General features: G+C 70.2%; 16 protein-coding genes and 1 pseudogene. 4 read left to right on the plus strand and 13 right to left on the minus strand.

Going from position 1 to position 18,552, the window contains the following annotated elements:
- Positions 1 to 17 precede the first annotated feature (17 nt).
- Together hemC and ABT004_RS19065 are read right to left on the minus strand one after the other, a co-directional pair.
- Complete coding sequence (hemC, locus tag ABT004_RS19060) at positions 18 to 950, minus strand: hydroxymethylbilane synthase (RefSeq protein ID WP_351338084.1); 933 nt, start codon at positions 948 to 950, stop codon at positions 18 to 20.
- Positions 951 to 1,044: 94 nt separating this feature from the next.
- The gene (locus ABT004_RS19065; protein ID WP_351338086.1) at positions 1,045 to 1,623 is read right to left on the minus strand and encodes a TetR/AcrR family transcriptional regulator; all 579 of its coding nucleotides are present in this window, start codon (positions 1,621 to 1,623) and stop codon (positions 1,045 to 1,047) included.
- Positions 1,624 to 1,815: 192 nt separating this feature from the next.
- Here ABT004_RS19065 and ABT004_RS19070 point away from each other — a divergent pair, with 192 nt between their 5' ends.
- Positions 1,816 to 2,367 (plus strand): hypothetical protein, encoded by a 552-nt coding sequence (locus ABT004_RS19070; protein ID WP_351338089.1) that lies wholly within the window; start codon positions 1,816 to 1,818, stop codon positions 2,365 to 2,367.
- A 75-nt stretch (positions 2,368 to 2,442) separates the two neighbouring features.
- On the opposite strand, the gene ABT004_RS19075 is transcribed toward ABT004_RS19070, so the two are convergent.
- The 3 genes from ABT004_RS19075 to ABT004_RS19085 all read right to left on the minus strand — a co-directional run bounded on the left by ABT004_RS19075 (position 2,443) and on the right by ABT004_RS19085 (position 5,829).
- Positions 2,443 to 3,636: a GDSL-type esterase/lipase family protein gene (locus ABT004_RS19075; protein WP_451187229.1), complete on the minus strand. Its 1,194-nt coding sequence runs from the start codon at positions 3,634 to 3,636 to the stop codon at positions 2,443 to 2,445.
- Positions 3,637 to 3,683: 47 nt separating this feature from the next.
- Positions 3,684 to 4,436 (minus strand): PIG-L deacetylase family protein, encoded by a 753-nt coding sequence (locus tag ABT004_RS19080; RefSeq protein ID WP_351338091.1) that lies wholly within the window; start codon positions 4,434 to 4,436, stop codon positions 3,684 to 3,686.
- Between the two features lie 85 nt (positions 4,437 to 4,521).
- Positions 4,522 to 5,829, minus strand: coding sequence for an alpha/beta fold hydrolase (locus ABT004_RS19085; protein ID WP_351338093.1), 1,308 nt, complete (start codon positions 5,827 to 5,829; stop codon positions 4,522 to 4,524).
- 155 nt (positions 5,830 to 5,984) lie between these two features.
- On the opposite strand from ABT004_RS19085, the gene ABT004_RS19090 reads away from it, so the two are divergent.
- Complete coding sequence (locus ABT004_RS19090) at positions 5,985 to 6,461, plus strand: flavodoxin family protein (RefSeq protein ID WP_351338129.1); 477 nt, start codon at positions 5,985 to 5,987, stop codon at positions 6,459 to 6,461.
- Here the strand turns inward: ABT004_RS19090 and ABT004_RS19095 are convergent.
- Positions 6,432 to 6,923, minus strand: a complete 492-nt coding sequence (locus ABT004_RS19095; RefSeq protein ID WP_351338096.1) for a nitroreductase/quinone reductase family protein — start codon at positions 6,921 to 6,923, stop codon at positions 6,432 to 6,434. The two genes, ABT004_RS19090 and ABT004_RS19095, sit on opposite strands and share 30 nt — an antisense overlap.
- Positions 6,924 to 7,141: 218 nt before the next feature.
- Complete coding sequence (locus tag ABT004_RS19100; RefSeq protein ID WP_351338099.1) at positions 7,142 to 8,170, minus strand: LacI family DNA-binding transcriptional regulator; 1,029 nt, start codon at positions 8,168 to 8,170, stop codon at positions 7,142 to 7,144.
- A gap of 288 nt (positions 8,171 to 8,458) precedes the next feature.
- Between ABT004_RS19100 and ABT004_RS19105 the strand changes: the two genes are divergently transcribed.
- Positions 8,459 to 11,578, plus strand: coding sequence for a family 78 glycoside hydrolase catalytic domain (locus ABT004_RS19105; protein WP_351338101.1), 3,120 nt, complete (start codon positions 8,459 to 8,461; stop codon positions 11,576 to 11,578).
- A 3-nt stretch (positions 11,579 to 11,581) separates the two neighbouring features.
- Here the strand turns inward: ABT004_RS19105 and ABT004_RS19110 are convergent, their stop codons facing one another.
- Genes ABT004_RS19110 through ABT004_RS19135 form a run of 6 tightly spaced genes read right to left on the minus strand, consistent with a single transcriptional unit; the run spans position 11,582 to position 17,674 of the window.
- Positions 11,582 to 12,607: a LacI family DNA-binding transcriptional regulator gene (locus tag ABT004_RS19110; protein ID WP_351338104.1), complete on the minus strand. Its 1,026-nt coding sequence runs from the start codon at positions 12,605 to 12,607 to the stop codon at positions 11,582 to 11,584.
- On the minus strand, positions 12,600 to 12,920 hold the full coding sequence (locus ABT004_RS19115; RefSeq protein WP_351338131.1) for an L-rhamnose mutarotase: 321 nt from the start codon (positions 12,918 to 12,920) through the stop codon (positions 12,600 to 12,602). Before ABT004_RS19115 ends, ABT004_RS19110 begins: the two co-directional genes overlap by 8 nt.
- 23 nt (positions 12,921 to 12,943) lie before the next feature.
- Positions 12,944 to 14,023, minus strand: coding sequence for a rhamnose ABC transporter substrate-binding protein (rhaS, locus tag ABT004_RS19120; RefSeq protein WP_351338107.1), 1,080 nt, complete (start codon positions 14,021 to 14,023; stop codon positions 12,944 to 12,946).
- 31 nt (positions 14,024 to 14,054) lie between these two features.
- Positions 14,055 to 15,071 carry an ABC transporter permease gene (locus ABT004_RS19125; protein WP_351338109.1) on the minus strand — a complete coding sequence of 339 codons (1,017 nt, stop codon included), beginning with the start codon at positions 15,069 to 15,071 and terminating at the stop codon, positions 14,055 to 14,057.
- Positions 15,064 to 16,119: an ABC transporter permease gene (locus ABT004_RS19130; protein ID WP_351338112.1), complete on the minus strand. Its 1,056-nt coding sequence runs from the start codon at positions 16,117 to 16,119 to the stop codon at positions 15,064 to 15,066. The genes ABT004_RS19125 and ABT004_RS19130 overlap by 8 nt, the downstream gene beginning before the upstream one ends.
- A gap of 43 nt (positions 16,120 to 16,162) precedes the next feature.
- Positions 16,163 to 17,674: a sugar ABC transporter ATP-binding protein gene (locus ABT004_RS19135; RefSeq protein ID WP_351338114.1), complete on the minus strand. Its 1,512-nt coding sequence runs from the start codon at positions 17,672 to 17,674 to the stop codon at positions 16,163 to 16,165.
- A 261-nt stretch (positions 17,675 to 17,935) separates the two neighbouring features.
- On the opposite strand from ABT004_RS19135, the pseudogene ABT004_RS19140 reads away from it, so the two are divergent.
- Positions 17,936 to 18,552, plus strand: a pseudogene (locus ABT004_RS19140) (L-rhamnose isomerase); the annotation flags it as partial.

The raw sequence follows: 18,552 nt of genomic DNA on the forward strand, positions 1-18,552 counted from the left end.
CGTCAGGCATGATGCCCTCAGTGCGGGATCCCGTCGATCAGTTCCCGTGCGCCCTGGCGCAGCAGCGCCACCGCCACCGACATTCCCAGCGTCGCCGGGTCCAACGGGCCCGCCCACTCCTGCGCGTTGAGCACCCGCTTGCCGTCGGGGGTGAACACACAGCCCCGCAGCGACAGGTCGCCGGAGCGTTCGGCGCGGGCGTAGCCGGCGATCGGCGAGTTGCAGTGACCCTGCAAGACATGCAGGAACATGCGCTCGGCGGTCGCCTCGCGCCAGGTGTCGCGGTCGCCGAGGCCGGTCACCGCCTCCAGCGTCGAGTCGTCGCCCTCGCGGCACTGCAACGCCAGGATCCCCGCGCCGATCGGCGGGCAGATCACCTCCGGCGAGAGGACCTCCGTGATGACGTCGGTGCGGTTGATCCGCTCGAGTCCCGACAGCGCGAGCAGGAGGACGTCCGCGTCGCCCGCCGCCATCTTCTCCATGCGGCGGTTGGCGTTGCCGCGCATCGGGACGCATTCCACGTGCGGGTGGGACGCGGCGAGTTGGGCGACGCGGCGGACGGATGACGTACCGACGCGGGTGCCCTCGGGCAGCTCGTCGAGGGTACGGCCCGCCGGGTCGATCAGCGCGTCCCGTACGTCGTCCCGCTTCAGGTACGCGCCGAAGGTGCAGCCCTCGGGCAGCGGCCGGTCGGCCGGGATGTCCTTGAGGCAGTGCACGGCGAGGTCGGCCTGCCCGTCGAGCAGCGCCCGGTCGACCTCCTTGGTGAAGGCACCCTTGCCGCCGAGCTTCGACAGGTCGCCCATCCACTTGTCGCCGCTGGTCGTGACGGGCACGACCTCGGTCCGGATCTCGGGGTGCAGCACGGCGAGTTCGGCGCGAACACGCTCCACCTGGGCCAGCGCCATCGGCGACGAACGGGAGACGATACGGATCAACTCGGCTGACATGCCGACACGATAGCCGCTCCGACCGCGAGGGAACCGACACCCCCACGCGGAGCGATCCGCACTCAGCGGGGCTCGGCACGCCTCGACCTCGAACTCATTCCGCGCGCAGGATGCCTTCCACCCCGTACAGGAACGTCTCGGAGATCAGCGCGGGGTCGAAGAGGCAGCCGGCGGCCATGGCGCCGTCCCGGAGCATCACGAAGTGCCGGCCCGCCTCGTCCGCGGGCGTGCAGCCGGCCTGACCGAGCAGCTCGACGGTGGTTTCCAGGAACCATTGCCGATGCGCCAGCACGGCCTGGTGGACCGGGTGGGTCGGGGCGGGGTATTCGGCCGCCGCGTTCAGGAAGGCGCAGCCGCGAAAGCCCGAGGACCGAATGCCGTCGGTGATCGTGCGGGCGACGGCGCGGACTGTATCGGCGGCCGGGAGCTCCTGCTCGCGGACGGCCTCGACCTGACCCCGGATGCCTTGATCGGCCTGCTGCAGGTAGGCGACGACGAGCTCTTCCTTGCCCTTGAAGTGCCGGTACAGCGTGGCCCGGGTGACCTGGGCCTCTTCGATGATCCGGTCCACACCGACGGAGTGGATCCCCTCGGTGTAGAAGATGCGGGTCGCCGTGGACAGCAGCCGCGCCCGCGCCTCGGACGTCCTGCCGCCTGCCGTGCTCGCACTCATGGCGCCAACGGTACCAGGCATGCGAGGGAGAACGTTCGGTCTTGACGGCGGGGCGCGGACGGCTTTAGATGGGAAACAGAAAGAGACCGAACGTTCTCCCTCGGTCGAGTGTCGGGCCTCAAAGCGCGTCGAGAACTCCGGCGCGGCACGCCTCCTCCTCCGCTCCTCCTCCGCCCTCCGAAAGGGATCCTCATGGAAACCGTCGTCTCCGCACCCGCCCCCGCGGCGAACCCCGTCGCGGCACTGCGACGTCTGTACCTTCTCCGCTTCGCGTTCGCCACCGTATGGGCCGGACTGCTGTTCACGAGCGCCGGCGCCCTGGGCCCGCTGGGCAAAACACTGCTGGTGCTCTATCCCTTGTTCGACGTGGCCTGCGCGATCGTCGACGTCCGCTCCGCCAGGGCCAACCGCGGGCCGGTGCGCGGCCTTTACGCGAACATCGCGCTCAGCGTCCTGACCACGGTGGGACTGATCCTGGCCGTCTCCTCAGGCATCCCGGCCGTGCTGCGCGTGTGGGGCGCCTGGGCCATCACCGCGGGGTTCGCCCAGCTGACCGTCGGTGTCCTGCGGCGCGGCATGGGTGGGCAGTGGCCGATGATCGTCAGCGGCGGCATCTCCGCGCTCGCCGGGGCCTCCTTCATCGCCCAGGCGGCGAAGGACGGGGCTTCGCTGACCAACCTGGCCGGATACGCCTTCCTCGGCGGCGTCTTCTTCCTCGTCTCCGCGCTCCGTCTGCGGCGCTGAAGCGACGCGTCCGGCGTTGAAGGCGCCTCGGCGTCGCTCATGTCGAGCGGCGCCCGACCGCCGGACCAGCCGCGGTCAGCCGAAGGGGCCGTCGTCCGCGAAGACGTGGGCGGCGAAGCGCTTGCCCATCCGGCGGTATGCGGAAGCTGTGGGGTGAAGGCCGTCGGCCAGGTCGGACACCTCGTCCGGGCCGAGCAGTTCACGGCCGTCGAGATAGTGGAGGTGGGGGTCGTGTGCCTTGCGGGCCGCCACGATCCGGGCCAGTTCGGCGCGGACCACGGTCAGTGTCAACGCCCCGGTGGCCACCTCTCCCGGGTCGCCCAGGGCCGTGATCTTCCCGTCCGGTCCCGTCGTGGTCGGGCCGGGGGACTCCTCGAGTGCGGGGCAGCTCACCGGGGACATCAGCAGGAGCGGGGTGTCCGGGTGCCCGTCACGGATCGTGTCCAGGAATCCGTGCACGGCCGGGCCGAACGTACGCGACCGGAAGGCGGTCAGGCTCACGATGTTGATGCCCGTCTTGAGGCTGATCAGGTCGGCGGGCATGTCGCGGATCGTCCGGGCGACGTACGGGTCGAGCAGCGCGTTGCCCGCCTGGCTGAGGTTGATCACCTCCACTCCTCCGAGCGCGGCCGCCACCACCGGCCAGGTGCCGGTCGGGCCGTCGGCCTCGATGCAGTGGCTGATGGAACTGCCGTGGTGCACCCACCGGCGGCGGCCATCAGGCAGTGGCGCCAGCACCTCTCCGTCGGCGCGCAGTGCCACCAGTTCCGTGGGGGTCTGCTGCGGCAGCCACAGTTCGACGTTCTTCATGCCGCCCGGCAGCCCGGTGAACCGTACGGTCCCCGGCTCGCCCGGGATCAGCCTCTGCGTGGCCCCCGGGCCCGCCATCCGCAGCACGTTGCCCACCGGCGCCTTCCGACGTCCGGCCAGGACGCCGTCCACCACCAGCTCCAGCATCCCGGTCGGGCGGGGATAGAGGTCGGATTCGAGCTGCCCTGTGGAGGTGAGCACCTCGAACTCCAGCTCACGCGCGTCCGTGCGGAACACCAGCCGCACGCCCGAAGGCATCAGGGTCGCCCCGTACACCGAGGGGTCCTGGTACTGCTCCATGGTCCAAGCGGGCAACCGGCGCGGCATCACGCCCACCCGCGTGGTCTCCAAGTCCAGCGCACCCCGGAATTCCACCGGCCCGCACACCAGTGGAACCGCCCGCACCGCCACCGTCACCGCTCCTGCCTCGGGTCGAACATCCCGTGTCCGGATTCGCATACGTGCCCACAAGCCCACAGCCCACGTGCCCTCGGAGAACGCGGGGCCTACCGCCCGAACACCTCGAACGGCACCGCCGGCTTTCCGCCGAACCGCTCCGCCGCCGCTTGCACGTTCCCGGTGAGGAAGGTCCGGCAATACGTCTCCGGGTCCTCGCTCGTCAACACCTCGATGTACGTGCGGTGTTCGAGGAGGGAGCTGATGGAACGCTCGAGCCCGGCCGTCGCGTCGACGGCGTGGGTGGGCTGTGCGGAACCGGCGACGGCCACCCACCGCACCCCGCCCCACGGCTCCAGCCCGTCGTCCGCCAGCTCGGGGAAGATCCACCGGTTGCCCGCGTCGCCGGCCGCGTCGAGCGTGGCCCGGCCGACGGCGACGTGGTCGGGCGTGTTCCAGGCGACGCCGCCCCACGTGTCACGGTGGTTGAGGGTGATGACGAGTTCCGGCCGGTGCCGGCGGATCGCGGCGGCGATGTCGCGGCGCAGCGCCGTGCCGTACTCGATGACGCCGTCGCGGTGATCGAGGAACTCGACCGTCTCCACCCCGACGACGGCCGCACTGGCCCGCTGCTCCTGCTCGCGCAGCGGGCCGCACTTGGCGGGTTCGAGGGTGTCGATGCCGGCCTCGCCCCGGCTGGCGAGTACGTAGGTGACCTCGCGGCCCGCGTCCGTCCAGGCCGCGATGGCGGCGGAGCAGCCGTACTCCAGGTCGTCCGGGTGGGCGACGACGGCCAGGGCGCGCTGCCAGTCCTCCGGCATGGGCTGCAGCGGGGCTTGGGTGTTCGGTTCGGGCAGGGTCATGCCGGTAAGCCTATGGCGCTGCCCGAACCGAGGGCACGCTCTTACGCCATGCCCCGCGCCATCACAAAGAGCCGCAGGGCGGTTCTTATGCCATGCCCCGCGCCATCGCAAGCAGCCGGTCGAGCACGCGCGGGCCGCCCGCGCGCAGTCCGTCGTGCTCGAACTCGTTCGTCACCCAGGGGCGAAGGCCGCGGATGCTCCGGGCCGTGCGCAGCGCGTGCTCCGTGTCGACGTACATGTCGTCGTGGTAGACGGCGGCGACCGCCGGGACCTCGTTGGCGGCGAGCCGCGTCGGGTCGTACAGCGGCGCCCAGTCGGTGCGGGCCGCGAGCCGCTCCGCGACCTCGCGCAGTGGACGCAGCGCCGGGTCGCAGTCGAACTGCCACGGGTGGATCGTCTCGCCGGTGAACAGCAGCGGTCCGCCGCCCGCGAGGGCCTTCTCCCCGTCGAACTGCGGGAATTCACCGCGTACGCGCTCCGCGGACCAGTCGGTGGCCCGGCTGCCGCCCTGCGCGTAGATCGCCTCGTGCAGCACGGCGTACAGCGGGTGGGGGCGGTAGGACAGCGCGCCCGCGACCTGTTCGCAGAACGCGTCCGACAGCTCACGCCCGCCCGGTGTCCGCACGAACGCGTCCTCGAGGAGGTAGTGCAGCCGGTCGCTGCCGTCGCCCGCGCCGAGCCAGATGCCGAGGGACTGGAAGGCGGGGACGGTCAGGCGGTAGCCGTTCGGAAGGACCGGCTCGTGCTCCTGGACGTACGCGGCGATCTCCTTCGCCCGCTCGACGTCCATCGGGTAACGGGCGTAGTGCGCACGAACCTTGCGCTCGACGCGCGGGTACGCGGCCCGGTAGACGTCGTCCGCGTGGCCGTCGAGCGTCGGCAGCCCTCCCGTGATGATCGCGGTCTCCAGGCCCTCCGGCGCGGACGACAGGTAGCGGACGGCGCAGAAGCCGCCGAAGCTCTGCCCGAGGATCGTCCAGGGCGCGCCGCCGGTGACCTCCCGGCGGATGAACTCGCAGTCACGCACGATCGAGTCGGAGCGGAAGTGCCCTACGTACGCCGCCTGTTGCTCGGCGTCGCCGCGCAGCGGAAGCGTCTGGCGGTTGACGGTGGCGGAGGCGCCGGTGCCGCGCTGGTCGAGGAGGAGGACCCGGTAGTCCTTCAGTGCGCGGCCGAGCCAGGCCGCCGGGCCGGAGAAGCGGTTGGCGCCGAAGCCGGGGCCGCCCTGGAGGTAGAGCAGCCACGGCAGCTTCTCGTGGGCGCGCCCCGGAGCGACGGCCTCGCGCGCGTAGAGCTCGATGCGCTCCCCGTCGGGAAGGTCATGATCCAGGGGTACGGAGAACCGACGGTCGGTCAGGACGACCCCGGCCTGTCGGTAGCTGGCGGCGCTCAATGCGACTCCTGTGCGGCGGTGCGGATGGTACGTCCGCCCAGTTTCCCACCTCGGTGTTCGACCGGTGTCACATCCGGCACTCCTGAACTGTCCTACCTGTGTAAGCCATCGATGGAGGCCCTCCTCGGAGGCCGGAGAAAGGATCGATCGTGGAGATGAACGCCGTCCTCGTGTGTCACTCCGTATCGCACGGCAATACGCGTCGTGTCGCCGACACCATGGCCGAGGTCCTGGGCGCGAAGGTCGTGACCCCGGAGCAGGCCGACCCCGCGGAGCTCGCGGATGCCGACCTCGTGGGTTTCGGCTCCGGTGTCTTCTACGCCAAGCTGCACCCGCGCCTGACGGACTTCGCCCGGACCCTGCCCGCCGGGCGGGGGCAGGGCCGGGCCTTCGTCTTCGCCACCAGTGGGCTTCCCGAGACGCCCCTGACGCGATTCGCCCGTCCGCTGGTCCGCCTCCTCGAAGGCAAGGGATACGCGGTGGACGGGACCTTCTCGTGCAGGGCGTTCGACACCTGGGCGCCCTTCAAGCTCGTCGGCGGCATCCACAAGCAGCGGCCGGGCGACGGGGATCTGGTCGCGGCACGGGAGTTCGCCACGCGGCTACGGGGCGTCCGGGGACCGGTGTCCTGACAGGGGCTCCAGGACCACCACCGTGGTCTCGAACGACCGCTTCGCCTCGTACGCGTCGAGGTTCTTCTCGATCTCGCGCCAGCGGTCCCACAAGTGCGCCCGCTCGTCGCCCGTCGCGGCGCGCGCCCGCACCGTCCGGCGCCCGCTGACCAGCTGGACCATCGCCTCGGGGTGTGCCCGGAGGTTGAGCCACCAGGCGGGCTCGCCCTCGCCCCACCCGTTCATCGCCAGCGTGACGAGACGTGGACCGTCCTCTACGTAAGCGACGATGACGCCGCGCGGGCGGCCCGTACGGCGGCCCATGGTGGTCAGCCGCAAGGTGCCCCACTTGTCGGGGCGCGGCTTCCACAGTCCGATCCGGCCGCCGAAGGCGCGGTACGCACCCCGGTGCGTCGACCAGGCCAGGCGGATGAACCAGCGTGGCGGGAGCCACGGCGCCTTCGTACGGTCCCCGGTCGGCATGGCGACCTCCCCCACGCGCTGTTGGCTACGGTTCCGGGGCACGGTAGCGGCGGGAGCCCGCCCCGGGTAGGGCCGAACGGGACTGACCGGGGGCGGGTGCCTACGTCTCGGGGCGCTGCCCCGGACCCCGCGGGCTCTCGTCCAAAGTGCGGGCTGCCATGACCGGGGCTCAGCACGCACCCACGCCCGGACCGGACCGGACCGGAAGACCAGAACGCTCAGCGCGCGCCCAAGCTCGATCCCCGCACCACCAACTCCGGTTGCAGCACCACCCGTCGGTGCTCGTGCGCACGCTCCGGGTCGTCCGTCGCCTCGATCTCCTCCAGGAGGAGGTCCGCGGCGAGGGCGCCCATGTGGACCGCGGGTTGCCGCACTGAGGTGAGGGGGACCGCGGCGGCCGCCGCGAACTCGATGTCGTCGTAGCCGACGATCGCGATGTCGTCGGGCACCCGGACCCCGGCCGCGTAGAGGGACTGCAGGACGCCGAGGGCGAGGAGGTCGTTGGCGCAGAAGACGGCGGTGGGGCGCTCGGTGAGGCCGAGGAGGCGGGCGCCCGCGTCGCGGCCCGCTGCCACGTCGAGGCGGTCCGTGGGGAGTTCGCGCAGCACGGACGCGGGGAGGCCGGCTTCCTTCAGGGCACGCAGGGCGCCTTGGCGGCGGTCCTCCACCTGGTTGAGCGTGCGCGGGCCGCTGACGTAGGCGATGCTGCGGTGCCCCGCGTCGATGAGGTGGCGCACGGCGAGCGCGCCGCCGTTGACGTCGTCGACCGACACCGAGCATTCGGTGGCGCCCTCGGCGACCCGGTCCACCAGCACGAACGGGATGTCGTGCCGGCGGAACGCCTCCACGGTGGGGCCGGTCGCCTCGGCGGGTGTCAGGAGGACTCCGCGTACCCGCTGCTCGGCGAAGAGCGACAGGTAGTCGGCCTCTTCGGCCGGGCTCTGCGCGCTGTTGCAGACCATCACGCCGAGCCCGGTGTCCCGCGCGGCACGCTCGGCACCGCGCGCTACATCCACGAAGAACGGGTTGCCCATGTCGAGGACGAGCAGGCCGATGATGCGGCTGCGCCCGGCGCGCAGTTGGCGCGCCGACTCGCTGCGGACGTAGCCGAGCCGCTCGATGGCGGCCTGGACACGGGCCCGCGTCGCGTCGGCCACGGCCTCGGGCCGGTTGATCACGTTCGAGACCGTGCCCACGGACACCCCCGCCTCACGGGCGACGTCCTTGATCCCCACGGACTGTGCCATCGGGTGTGGTCCTCCTGGTGAGCTGGTGCGGCAGTCGGAGTGTACGTGGCTGTGCCCGGTTGGTGTTCGACGCACCGGACGACCGAGTGAATCGTTTCGGTATCCATGCTCGCCCAGCAGGCGGAACGCCACTCCCCTACACCCACCTCCGCTCGTCCTGTCGCACCAGTAGTGCGCCCACACCTCACGCACACCGAGGCCCTACCTCACGCACGCCTCTTGCCTCCTGGGCCGAGAACCTGAATCGTTTGAACCGGAACACCTTCACCGACGAAGGGACACCCCAAGATGCGCAGCGACATACGTCGCAGAACCGTCCTCGCCGCGAGCGCGGGCGCGGTGCCCGTCCTCGCCGCGACCGCGGCCCCGTCCGCCACCGCGGCGACCTCCACCGGGCCCGCCGCCCTCCCCGCTCCCCCGATCGGCGCGGTCACCGGACTCACCACCGAACACCGCGTCGACCCGCTCGGCACCGACGCCACCCGCCCCCGCTTCGGCTGGCGACTCGACTCGCGGCGGCGTGGCCTGACGCAGGGCGCGTACCGGATCCGAGTGGCGTCGAGCGCCGCGCGGCTCGCACGCCCCGACGTGTGGGACAGCGGCCGCGTGACGTCGTCCGACTCGGTGGCCGTGCCCTACGACGGGCCCGAACTGGAGCCGTCCACGGGGTACTTGTGGTCCGTCACGGTGTGGGACGCGGACGGCCGCGAGGTCGGCACCTCCTCCGCCGCCCGCTTCGAGACCGCCCTGCTCAGCACCGACGGCGTCACCCGCTGGGACGGCGCCCAGTGGATCGGCATGAAGGGCAAGAAGCCCAACTCTGCGGGCGCGCCCCTCGTGCGGAGCCAGAGCACACTGCGCAAGGGCCGGGTCAGCGAGGCCCGGTTGTACGTGACGGCGCTCGGGGTCTACGAGGCGTACGTCAACGGTGAGCGCGTCAAAGTCCCCGAGGGCGAAGGCCGCACGGCCGAACTGCTCACCCCGGGCTGGACCAACTACGACACGAGCGTGAACTACATGACGTACGACGTCACGGAGTTGGTCACACGCGGCGGCAGCCGTGACGTGACGCTCGCCGCCGTGCTCGGCAACGGCTGGTACAACGCGCGTGTCTCCGAGGGCAGCAAGTACTACTCCGAGGACGGCAATCCGCTCGCCCTCAAGGCCAAGCTCCTCGTCCGGTATGCCGACGGCAGCACGCAGAGCGTCGTCACCGAGCCTGGCGCAGGATGGAAGGCCACCGACACCGGCCCCTATCGCGCCGATGACATCTACGACGGCCAGACCTACGACGCCCGCAAGGAACTCACCGGCTGGACGGCGAACGGCTACGACGCGTCCACCTGGTCGGACGTCGAAGAGGTCGGCTACGCCGCGACGTACCCGGACGCCAAGCTGACCGCCTACCCCGGTGAGACGGCCCGCCTGATGGAGAAGTGGGACCGCGCGCCCGAGTCGGTGACGGTCTACTCCGAGGTCACGGGCGAGGAGTCGAGCGCCAACGGCAAGGGCCGCGTCGTCCCCGACCCCGCCCGCTCCACCAGCGGGAAGCCAGGACCCGTCACCCTGCGTCCCGGTGACACCGCCGTCTTCGACCTCGGCCAGAACATGGTCGGCGTCCCCCGCTACACGCTGCGCGGGCCCGCCGGAGCCGAAGTCGTCGTCAGGTTCGGCGAGATGCTCAACGACGACAGCAAGGGCGCGGACGGCCCGGTGGGCTCCCTCTACCGCGCGAACCTCCGCTCGGCGAAGGCCACGAGCACGTACATCCTCAAGGGGGCCGGCGGCGACAAGAGTTCCGGCGGCGAGGGCGAGACACACGAGGACACACTCACCTTCTACGGCTTCCGCTACGTGTCGGTGGCGGTGACCACCAAGGACGCCGAGGTCACCGTCTCGGACCTGACCGGCAGGGTCGCCACCTCCGCCCTCCGCGAGACCGGCAGCGTCACGACCAACGACGATGACATCAACCAGCTGATCAGCAACGTCCATTGGGGCCAGCGCGGCAACTACCTGTGGGTGCCGACCGACTGCCCGCAGCGCGACGAGCGTCTCGGCTGGACCGGCGACACGCAGGTGTTCTCGATGACCGGCCTCTACAACACGGACTCGGTCGCCTTCCTCAGCCACTTCGAGGACATCCTGATCGAGTCGCAGAAGACGTACGGCGTCGACGGCGCGCAGTTCACCGCGGTCGCGCCCGGCAACCGGTACAACGCAGCCGAGCCGTGCAGTGGTTGGGCGGACTGCGGGGTCGTCGTGCCGTGGACGGTGTGGCAGATGAGCGGCGACCGGACCATCATCGACCGCAGCTGGGACGCCATGGCCCACTACATCGACTGGATCAAGAAGAAGGGCGGCGACAGCTACGCGGGCCAGGGCGCGATCTTCGCCGACTGGCTCGCCTTCCAGAACACCGGCACCCAGCTGATGAGCGACGTCTACTACGCGTACAGCGTCCGCCTGATGGCACAGATGGCGCGCGCGACGGGCCGGACCTCGGAGTCGAAGGCGTACGAGGATCTCTTCGCCCGCATCCGCCGCGCCTTCATGGCGAAGTACATCGCGGTCGACGGCGCCAAGATAACCGTACGGTCGAGCCTCGGCGGCAAGCCGGTCATGGGCGGCGACCCGGAGGACAACAGCCAGTCGGCCCTCCTCTGGGTCCTCAAGCTCGGCCTCTACGACACGCAGGCCCAACGCCGCGCTCTGGTCGGCCTGTTGGCGGACAACATCGGCAACGACGCGGCGTACAAGGCCGCCCACCCCGACAGCGCCCGCGTCGACTACGCGGAGAACACCCTCTCGGTCGGCTTCCTCGGCTCGAACGTCCTCGCCCCGGTCCTCACCGACGAGGGCCGCCCCGACCTCGCGTACAAGCTGCTGCACCAGGACGCCATGCCGTCCTGGCTCTATTCGGTGAAGAACGGCGCGACGACGATCTGGGAGCGCTGGAACTCCTACTCCAAGGACGACGGTTTCGGCCCGGTGGAGATGAACTCCTTCAACCACTACTCGTACGGCGCGATCATGGAGTGGATGTACACGTACATGGCGGGCATCGCCGGCGACCCCGACCACCCCGGCTTCCAACGCTTCCGCCTCCAGCCGCACCTCGACCCGACCGGAAAGATCACACAGGTCGAGGCCCGCCACCTCTCCCCCTACGGCGACATCACCAGCTCCTGGTCCCTGTCGGCCGACGGCACCCTGTCCTACGAGGCCGCCGTCCCGGCCAACACCGAGGCGACACTGTCCCTGCCGGCCGTCGCGGCGGACGCGGTTCGCGAGGGCCGCACCCCACTGTCGAAGGCGGCCGGGGTGCGCTTCGAGGGTTTCGCGGACAAGGTGGCCACGTACCGGCTGTCGCCGGGGAGGTATCGGGTGACGAGTTCGGTGCGGTGACCGTCATCGCACTGCCCGGCTGGACCCCCGCACCACCAACTCCGGGCGCAGCACGATGTGTTCGTGGTGGTGTTCCGCCGCATGGGGGCCGGTTTCCTGGAGGAGGAGGTGGGCGGCGATGGCGCCGAGGGTTGTGGCCGGTTGGCGGACGGAGGTGAGGGGGACCGTCGCGGCCGAGGCGAATTCGATGTCGTCGTAGCCGACCAGCGACATGTCCTCGGGGACCCGGACCCCCGCCGCGTAGAGGGACTGGAGGACGCCGAGGGCGAGGAGGTCGTTGGCGCAGAAGACGGCCGTGGGGCGGTGCGACAGGCCGAGGAGGCGGGCGCCCGCGTCGCGGCCGGCCGCCACGTCGAGGCGGTCCGTGGGGAGTTCGTGGAGCGCGGTCACGGGGAGGCCCGCCTCGGCGAGTGCCTTGTGGGCACCCTCGCGGCGGTCCTGCACCTGTTTGAGGTGGGGTGGGCCGCTGACGTAGGCGACGGTGTGGTGGCCCGCGTCGACGAGGTGGCGGACGGCGAGCGTGCCGCCCGCCACGTCGTCGACCGCCACCGAGCAGCCCGGTTCGTCGCCGGCGACCCGGTCCACGACGACGTACGGGATGCCGTGGCGGCGGAAGGCGCGGAGCGTCGCGCCGCTGGGGTCGGCCGGGGTGATCAGGGCGCCGCGGACCCGCTGTTCGGCGAACATGGAGAGGTACTCGGCCTCGACCGACGGGCTCTGCGCGCTGTTGCACACCATCACGCCGAGCCCGGCCTCGCGCGCGGCGCGTTCAGCGCCGCGCGCGAGGTCCACGAAGAACGGGTTGCCCATGTCGAGGACGAGCAGCGACATGATCCGGCTCTGCCCGGCCCGGAGTTGGCGGGCGTACTCACTGCGTACGTAGCCGAGTCGGGCGATGACCTCCTGGACGTGTCGACGCGTGGGCCCGGAGACCCGGTCGGGCTGGTTGAGGACGTTGGAGACGGTGCCGACGGAGACACCGGCCTCCCGGGCGACGTCCTTGATGCCCACGGCGGGACGCTCACGCAAGGTGGAAGACCTCGGTGAGCGGGCACATCGCGGCGTCGGGCGCCTGCCCGTCCAACGCCTCGAAGAACTCGCCCATTTGGACCTGCCAGCGCGCGTTGACATCGGTGGCGTCCATGGCGGCGCGCGCCTTGTCGAAGTCCTCCGTCTCCAGGTAGCCGACGAGCAGTCCGTCCTCGCGCAGGAAGAGCGAGTAGTTGTGCCAGCCGGTGGCGGAGAGGGCATCCTGCATCTCCTGCCATACGTGCGCGTGGCGGGCCTTGTACTCGTCGATGCGCTCGGCCCTGACCTTGAGCAGGAAGCAGACGCGCTGCATGTCACTCATGTGTCGTTTCCCGCTCAGAACTTGTAGTCGTCGATGTTCGACTTGTTGAAGACGGTCGGCTTGCCGAGTGTCACGACGCCGTCCTTCTCGATCGTGTACTCGCCCATGTCACCGGCCGTGAACTTCTCCCCCGCCTTGCCGGTGATCTGCCCGGACTCCAGGGCGACGGCCGTGTGCGCGGCGAGCGCGCCGAGCTTCGCCGGGTCCCACAGCTCGAAGGCGTCGACGGTGCCGTTCTTGACGTAGGCGCGCATGTCGTTGGGGGTGCCGAGGCCGGTCAGCTTGACCTTGCCCTTGTACTTCGAGCCGGAGAGGTACTGGGCCGCCGCCTTGATGCCGACCGTGGTCGGGGAGATGATCCCCTTCAGCTTCGGGTGCTCCTGGAGCAGGCCCTGGGTCTGCTGGAACGACTTCTGCGCGTCGTCGTCCCCGTAGGCGGTCGTGACGAGCTTGATGTCCTTGTAGGCGGGCTTCTTCAGCTCGTCCTTCATGTACTTGATCCACGTGTTCTGATTGGTGGCCGTCTGGGCCGCCGAAAGGACCGCGATCTCGCCCTTGTTGCCGATCTGCTTGGCGATCTGCTGCACCTGGGTGCGGCCGAGGTCCTCGGCACTGGCCTGCGACACGAAGGCGTTGCGGCAGTCGACCTTGGTGTCGGAGTCGTACGTGACGATGCTGACGCCGTTCTTCATCGCCTGCTTGAGCGCGGTGCACAGGGCACCCGGGTCCTGCGCGGACACGGCTATGGCGTCGGCCTGCTGCTGGGTCAAGGTGTTGACGTAGGAGACCTGCCCGGAGGTGTCGGTGCCGGAGCTGGTGCCGACCTCCTTGTACTTCGAGCCGAGGGTGGTGAGCGCCTTCTTGCCGCCGGTGTCGGAGGTGGTGAAGTACGGGTTGTTGACCTGCTTGGGCAGGAAGGCGACCGTGAGGCCCTTCTTGGTCTTGGCGTTCGGGTCGGCCTTGCCCGCGGCCGCCGACTTGGCGTCCTCCTTGTTGGAGTCGGACTTGGTGGTGCCGCCGCAGGCGGTGGCGCCCACGACGAGGGCGGTGGTGACGGCGAGCGCGGCGGTCAGCCGGCGGGTGCGAGCGTTCATGGCGCTTCCTTAGGGAGTACGGGACGTAGGGCTATGGGGCGACAGGTGCGGGTTCGGCTGCCGCCGTCTTCTTGCGGGACCGTGCCTGCGCGATCTGGCGGCCGACGCGCGGCGCGAGCACGGAGATGACGAGCAGCACGCCGGTGACGACGATCTGGGACTGCGCGGAGACGTTGAGGAGGCTCATCACGTTCTGCAGCGAGCCGAGCAGGAACACACCGGCGATGGCGCCACCGAGGGTGCCCTTGCCGCCGTCGAAATCGATGCCGCCGAGCAACACGGCAGCGATGACGGAGAGTTCGAGCCCAGTGGCGTTGTCGTAGCGGGCGCTGGCGTAGTGCAGGGCCCAGAAGACACCGGTGAGCGCGGAGAGCACTCCGGTCGTGACGAACATCGACAGCTTGAGCCGCTTGACACGCACCCCGGCGAACCGGGCGGCCTCCTCGTTCGCGCCGATCGCGAAGAGGGAGCGACCCATGCGGGTGGCGTGCAGCACGACGATCGCGATGGCGAGGAGGACGACGAAGGGCAGGGCGGCGTACGGGATGAAGGTGTCACCGATCCGGTTCGCGCCGAAGTCCAGGTACTGGGAGGGGAAGTCGGTGACCGAGTCGGAGCCGAGGACGATCTGGGCGATGCCGCGGTAGGCGGCCATGGTGCCGATGGTGACGGCGAGCGAGGGCAGGCCGAGGCGGGTGACGAGCAGCCCGTTGATCAGTCCGCAGACGACGCCGAGGAGCAGGCACAGCGGGATGATCGTCTCGATGGCCATGCCGTTGTTCCACAGCGCGCCCATCACGGCGCCGGACAGGCCGACCGTGGAGCCGACCGACAAGTCGACCTCGCCGGAGATGACCAGCATCGTCATCGGCAGCGCGATGATCGCGATGGGCAGGGTGTTGCCGATCAGGAACGACAGGTTCAGCGCGTTGCCGAAGTTGTCGACGAACGCGAACGAGCAGAGCAGCAGCACGATGAGCAGGGCGCCGACGGCGGTGTCCCAACGAACCGCTCCTGTAAGCGAGTTCTTACGCATGGCGTCACGCATGGCGGGCGCTCCTCATCTGTGCGGCCTGCTTGCGCAGCACGGCGGCGACCCGCAGTGCGACGATCCGGTCGACGGCGATGGCGAGCAGCAGCAGGATTCCGTTGATGGCGGTGACCCAGACGGAGCTGACGCCGATGGCGGGCAGCACGCTGTTGATGGACGTCAGGAGGAGGGCGCCGAGGGCGGCGCCGTAGACGGTGCCCGCGCCGCCGGTGAAGGCGACGCCGCCGACGACGACGGCGCTGACGACGGTGAGTTCGTAGCCGTTGCCGGTGCCGGAGTCGACGTTGCCGAAGCGCGCCAGGTACAGGGCGCCGGCGAGTCCGGCGAGCGCCCCGCACAGCACGTACGCGGTCATGATCCGCTTGCGGACGGGGATGCCGGCGAGGTTCGCGGCCTCGGGGCTGGAGCCGAGCGCGTACATCTCGCGGCCGCTGCGGTAGCTGCGCAAGTAGTAACCGACGCAGAGCAGGACGGCGACGGCGAGCAGCGCCAGGTAGGGCACGATCCAGATGCCGTCGTGGCCGAAGTCGACGAAGGCGTCGGGCAGGTCGGCGGCCACGATCTGCTGCGAGCCGACCCAGATGGAGTCGATGCCGCGCACCACGTACAGCGTGCCGAGCGTGACGACGAGGGCGGGCACCTTGCCGAGGCTGACGAGGGCGCCGTTCAGGACGCCGAAGACGGTGCCGATGGCGACGGCGTACACGACGGCGATCAGTGAACTGCCGCCGCCCTGAAGGTAGTCACCGGCGGCGAAGGCGGAGATACCGAGCACCGAGCCGACGGACAGGTCGACGTTGCGGGTGATGACGACGATCGCCTGTCCGGTGGCGACGAGGACGAGGATGGTGGCGTTCAGGAGGAGGTCCTTGACTCCCTGCTGCGACAGGAACTCGGTGTTGGAGACCTGCGTGGCGAGCAGCATCACCACGAGCACGGCGGCGACGGCGAGTTCGCGCGCCTTGAACACCTTGTCGAGCAGCCGCCGCCCAGCCGTGGGAGGTGGCGCGGAGTCCTCGCGTACGGGTGGTGCGGTGATGGTCATGTCGTGCTCCTTGCGGTGCGGGCGGGCCGCACGGGGGTGGTGGTCACGCCACCCTCCCCGTCGCCGCCGCCATCACGGACTCCTCGGTCGCCTCGGCGCGGGGCAGTTCGGCGGAGAGCCGGCCCTCGTGCATCACGAGCACCCGGTCGGCCATGCCGAGGATCTCGGGCAGGTCGGAGGAGATCATCAGGACGGCGACGCCCTCGGCCGCGAGCGAGGAGAGCAGTCGGTGCACCTCGGCCTTGGTGCCGACGTCGATGCCGCGCGTGGGCTCGTCGACGATGAGCACCTGCGGGCCGGTGGCGAGCCACTTGGCGAGAACGACCTTCTGCTGGTTGCCGCCGGACAGCGTGCCGACGACATCGGCGAGCCGCGCGTACTTGACCTGCAGCTTCACCGACCAGTCGAGCGAACGGCTGCGCTCCGCCTTGCGGTTCATGAGGCCCGCGCGGGAGGTGTCGGCGAAGCCGGTGAGCCCGATGTTGCGCTCGATGGACATGTCCATCACGAGGCCCTGGGCCCGCCGGTCCTCGGGGACGAGCGCGAGGCCCGCGTGCATCGCGAGGCTGGGCGCGCCGGGCTTGAGCTTCTGCCCGAGGACCTCCACCTCGCCGCCGTCGAAGCGGTCGACGCCGAACACGGCGCGGGCCACCTCGCTGCGCCCCGCGCCGACGAGCCCGGCGAGGCCGACGATCTCGCCGCGCCGCACCTCGAAGGACACGTCGGTGAACACACCCTCGCGGGTCAACCGGCTTACGTTGAGGGCGACTTCACCGAGTTCGGTGACCTGCTTGGGGTACAGCTCGTCGAGGTCGCGGCCGACCATGCGGCGTACGAGTTCGTCCTCGGTGAGGCCGTCGACCGGCTCGCTCGCCACCCACGCGCCGTCGCGCAGCGTCGTCACCCGCTGGCACAGCTCGAAGATCTCCTCGAGGCGGTGCGAGATGAACAGCACGGCGGCGCCCTGCTCGCGCAGCGTCCGTACGACGCCGAACAGGCGGGCCACCTCGCTGCCGGTGAGCGCGGCGGTCGGCTCGTCCATGATCAGCACGCGGGCGTCGAAGGACAGCGCCTTGGCGATCTCGACGAGCTGCTGGTCGGCGATGGACAGGCCGCGGGCCGGCTGGTCCGGGTCGAGCTCCACGCCGAGCCGCTTGAACAGGGCCGCGGTGGACTCCTTGACCGTGGTGTGGTCGACGCGGCCGAAGGAGCGGCGCGGCTGGCGGCCCATGAAGATGTTCTCGGCGATGGACAGGTCGGGGAAGAGCGTCGGCTCCTGGTAGATGACGGCGACACCGGCGTCGCGGGCGTCGGCCGGGCCGTGGAACTCGACCGGGGAGCCGTCGAGCAGAACCGTCCCGGTGTCCGGGCGGTGCACCCCGGCGAGGGCCTTGATGAGCGTCGACTTTCCCGCGCCGTTCTCACCGGCGAGGGCGTGCGCCTCGCCCGCGTGCAGGCTCAGTGACACACCACGCAGGGCGCGCACGGCACCGAAGGACTTGCTCACCCCCTCCAGGGCGAGCACCGGAGTGGTCTCCGGTTCAGGTGGCGTCATGACAGGTCTCCAGACGATCCCGTGAAATGTTTCAGTGAAACGTTCCGGAAGCTAGCCACGCACCGGCGCCGCGGTCAAGGGGTCTGAACAGCCGGAATACGTCGACGTACGACACGATTCCGTAACGCGAGAGAGGCGCGGTCCACCCCCTTGACGCACTCCACGAGGGGGACTAGCTTCGCTGCACAATGAATCGATTCACACTCGATTCAGCAGACCATTCAGCAGACGGCTCGCAGACCCGTGTACTCAGAGGTGGACATGCCTGACATCGCTGCCGTGAAGGCCGCACTCGCCAACCAGCGGATCGAGACGCCTTCCTGGGGCTACGGCAACTCCGGCACCCGGTTCAAGGTGTTCGCCCAGGCCGGCGTGCCCCGCACGCCCCGCGAGAAGCTCGACGACGCGGCGAAGGTGCATGAGTTCACCGGCATCGCCCCGAAGGTCGCGCTGCACATCCCGTGGGACAGGGTCGACGACTTTGCGGCGCTGTCGGCGTACGCGAAGGAGCGCGGAGTCGAGCTCGGCACCGTCAATTCCAACACCTTCCAGGACGACGACTACAAGTTCGGCAGCGTCTGCCACCCGGACCCGAAGGTGCGCCGCAAGGCACTGGACCACCTGCTCGAATGCGTCGACATCATGGACGCGACGGGTTCCAAGGACCTGAAGATCTGGCTCGCCGACGGCACCAACTACCCGGGCCAGGACGACATCGTGGCCCGCCAGGACCGCCTCGCCGAGTCGCGCGCCGCCGGCTACGAGCGGCGGGGCGGGCCCCACCCCCTGCGCCAGGGGTACATGTTAGTATATCCCTCCGACAACACAAAGGGACAGCCCCGCGGGGGGCCCTCCAACAAACACTTGGTAAAACACCG

It is taken from the genome of Streptomyces sp. NPDC002790 (assembly GCF_040295505.1).
Taxonomy (GTDB): Bacteria; Actinomycetota; Actinomycetes; order Streptomycetales; family Streptomycetaceae; genus Streptomyces.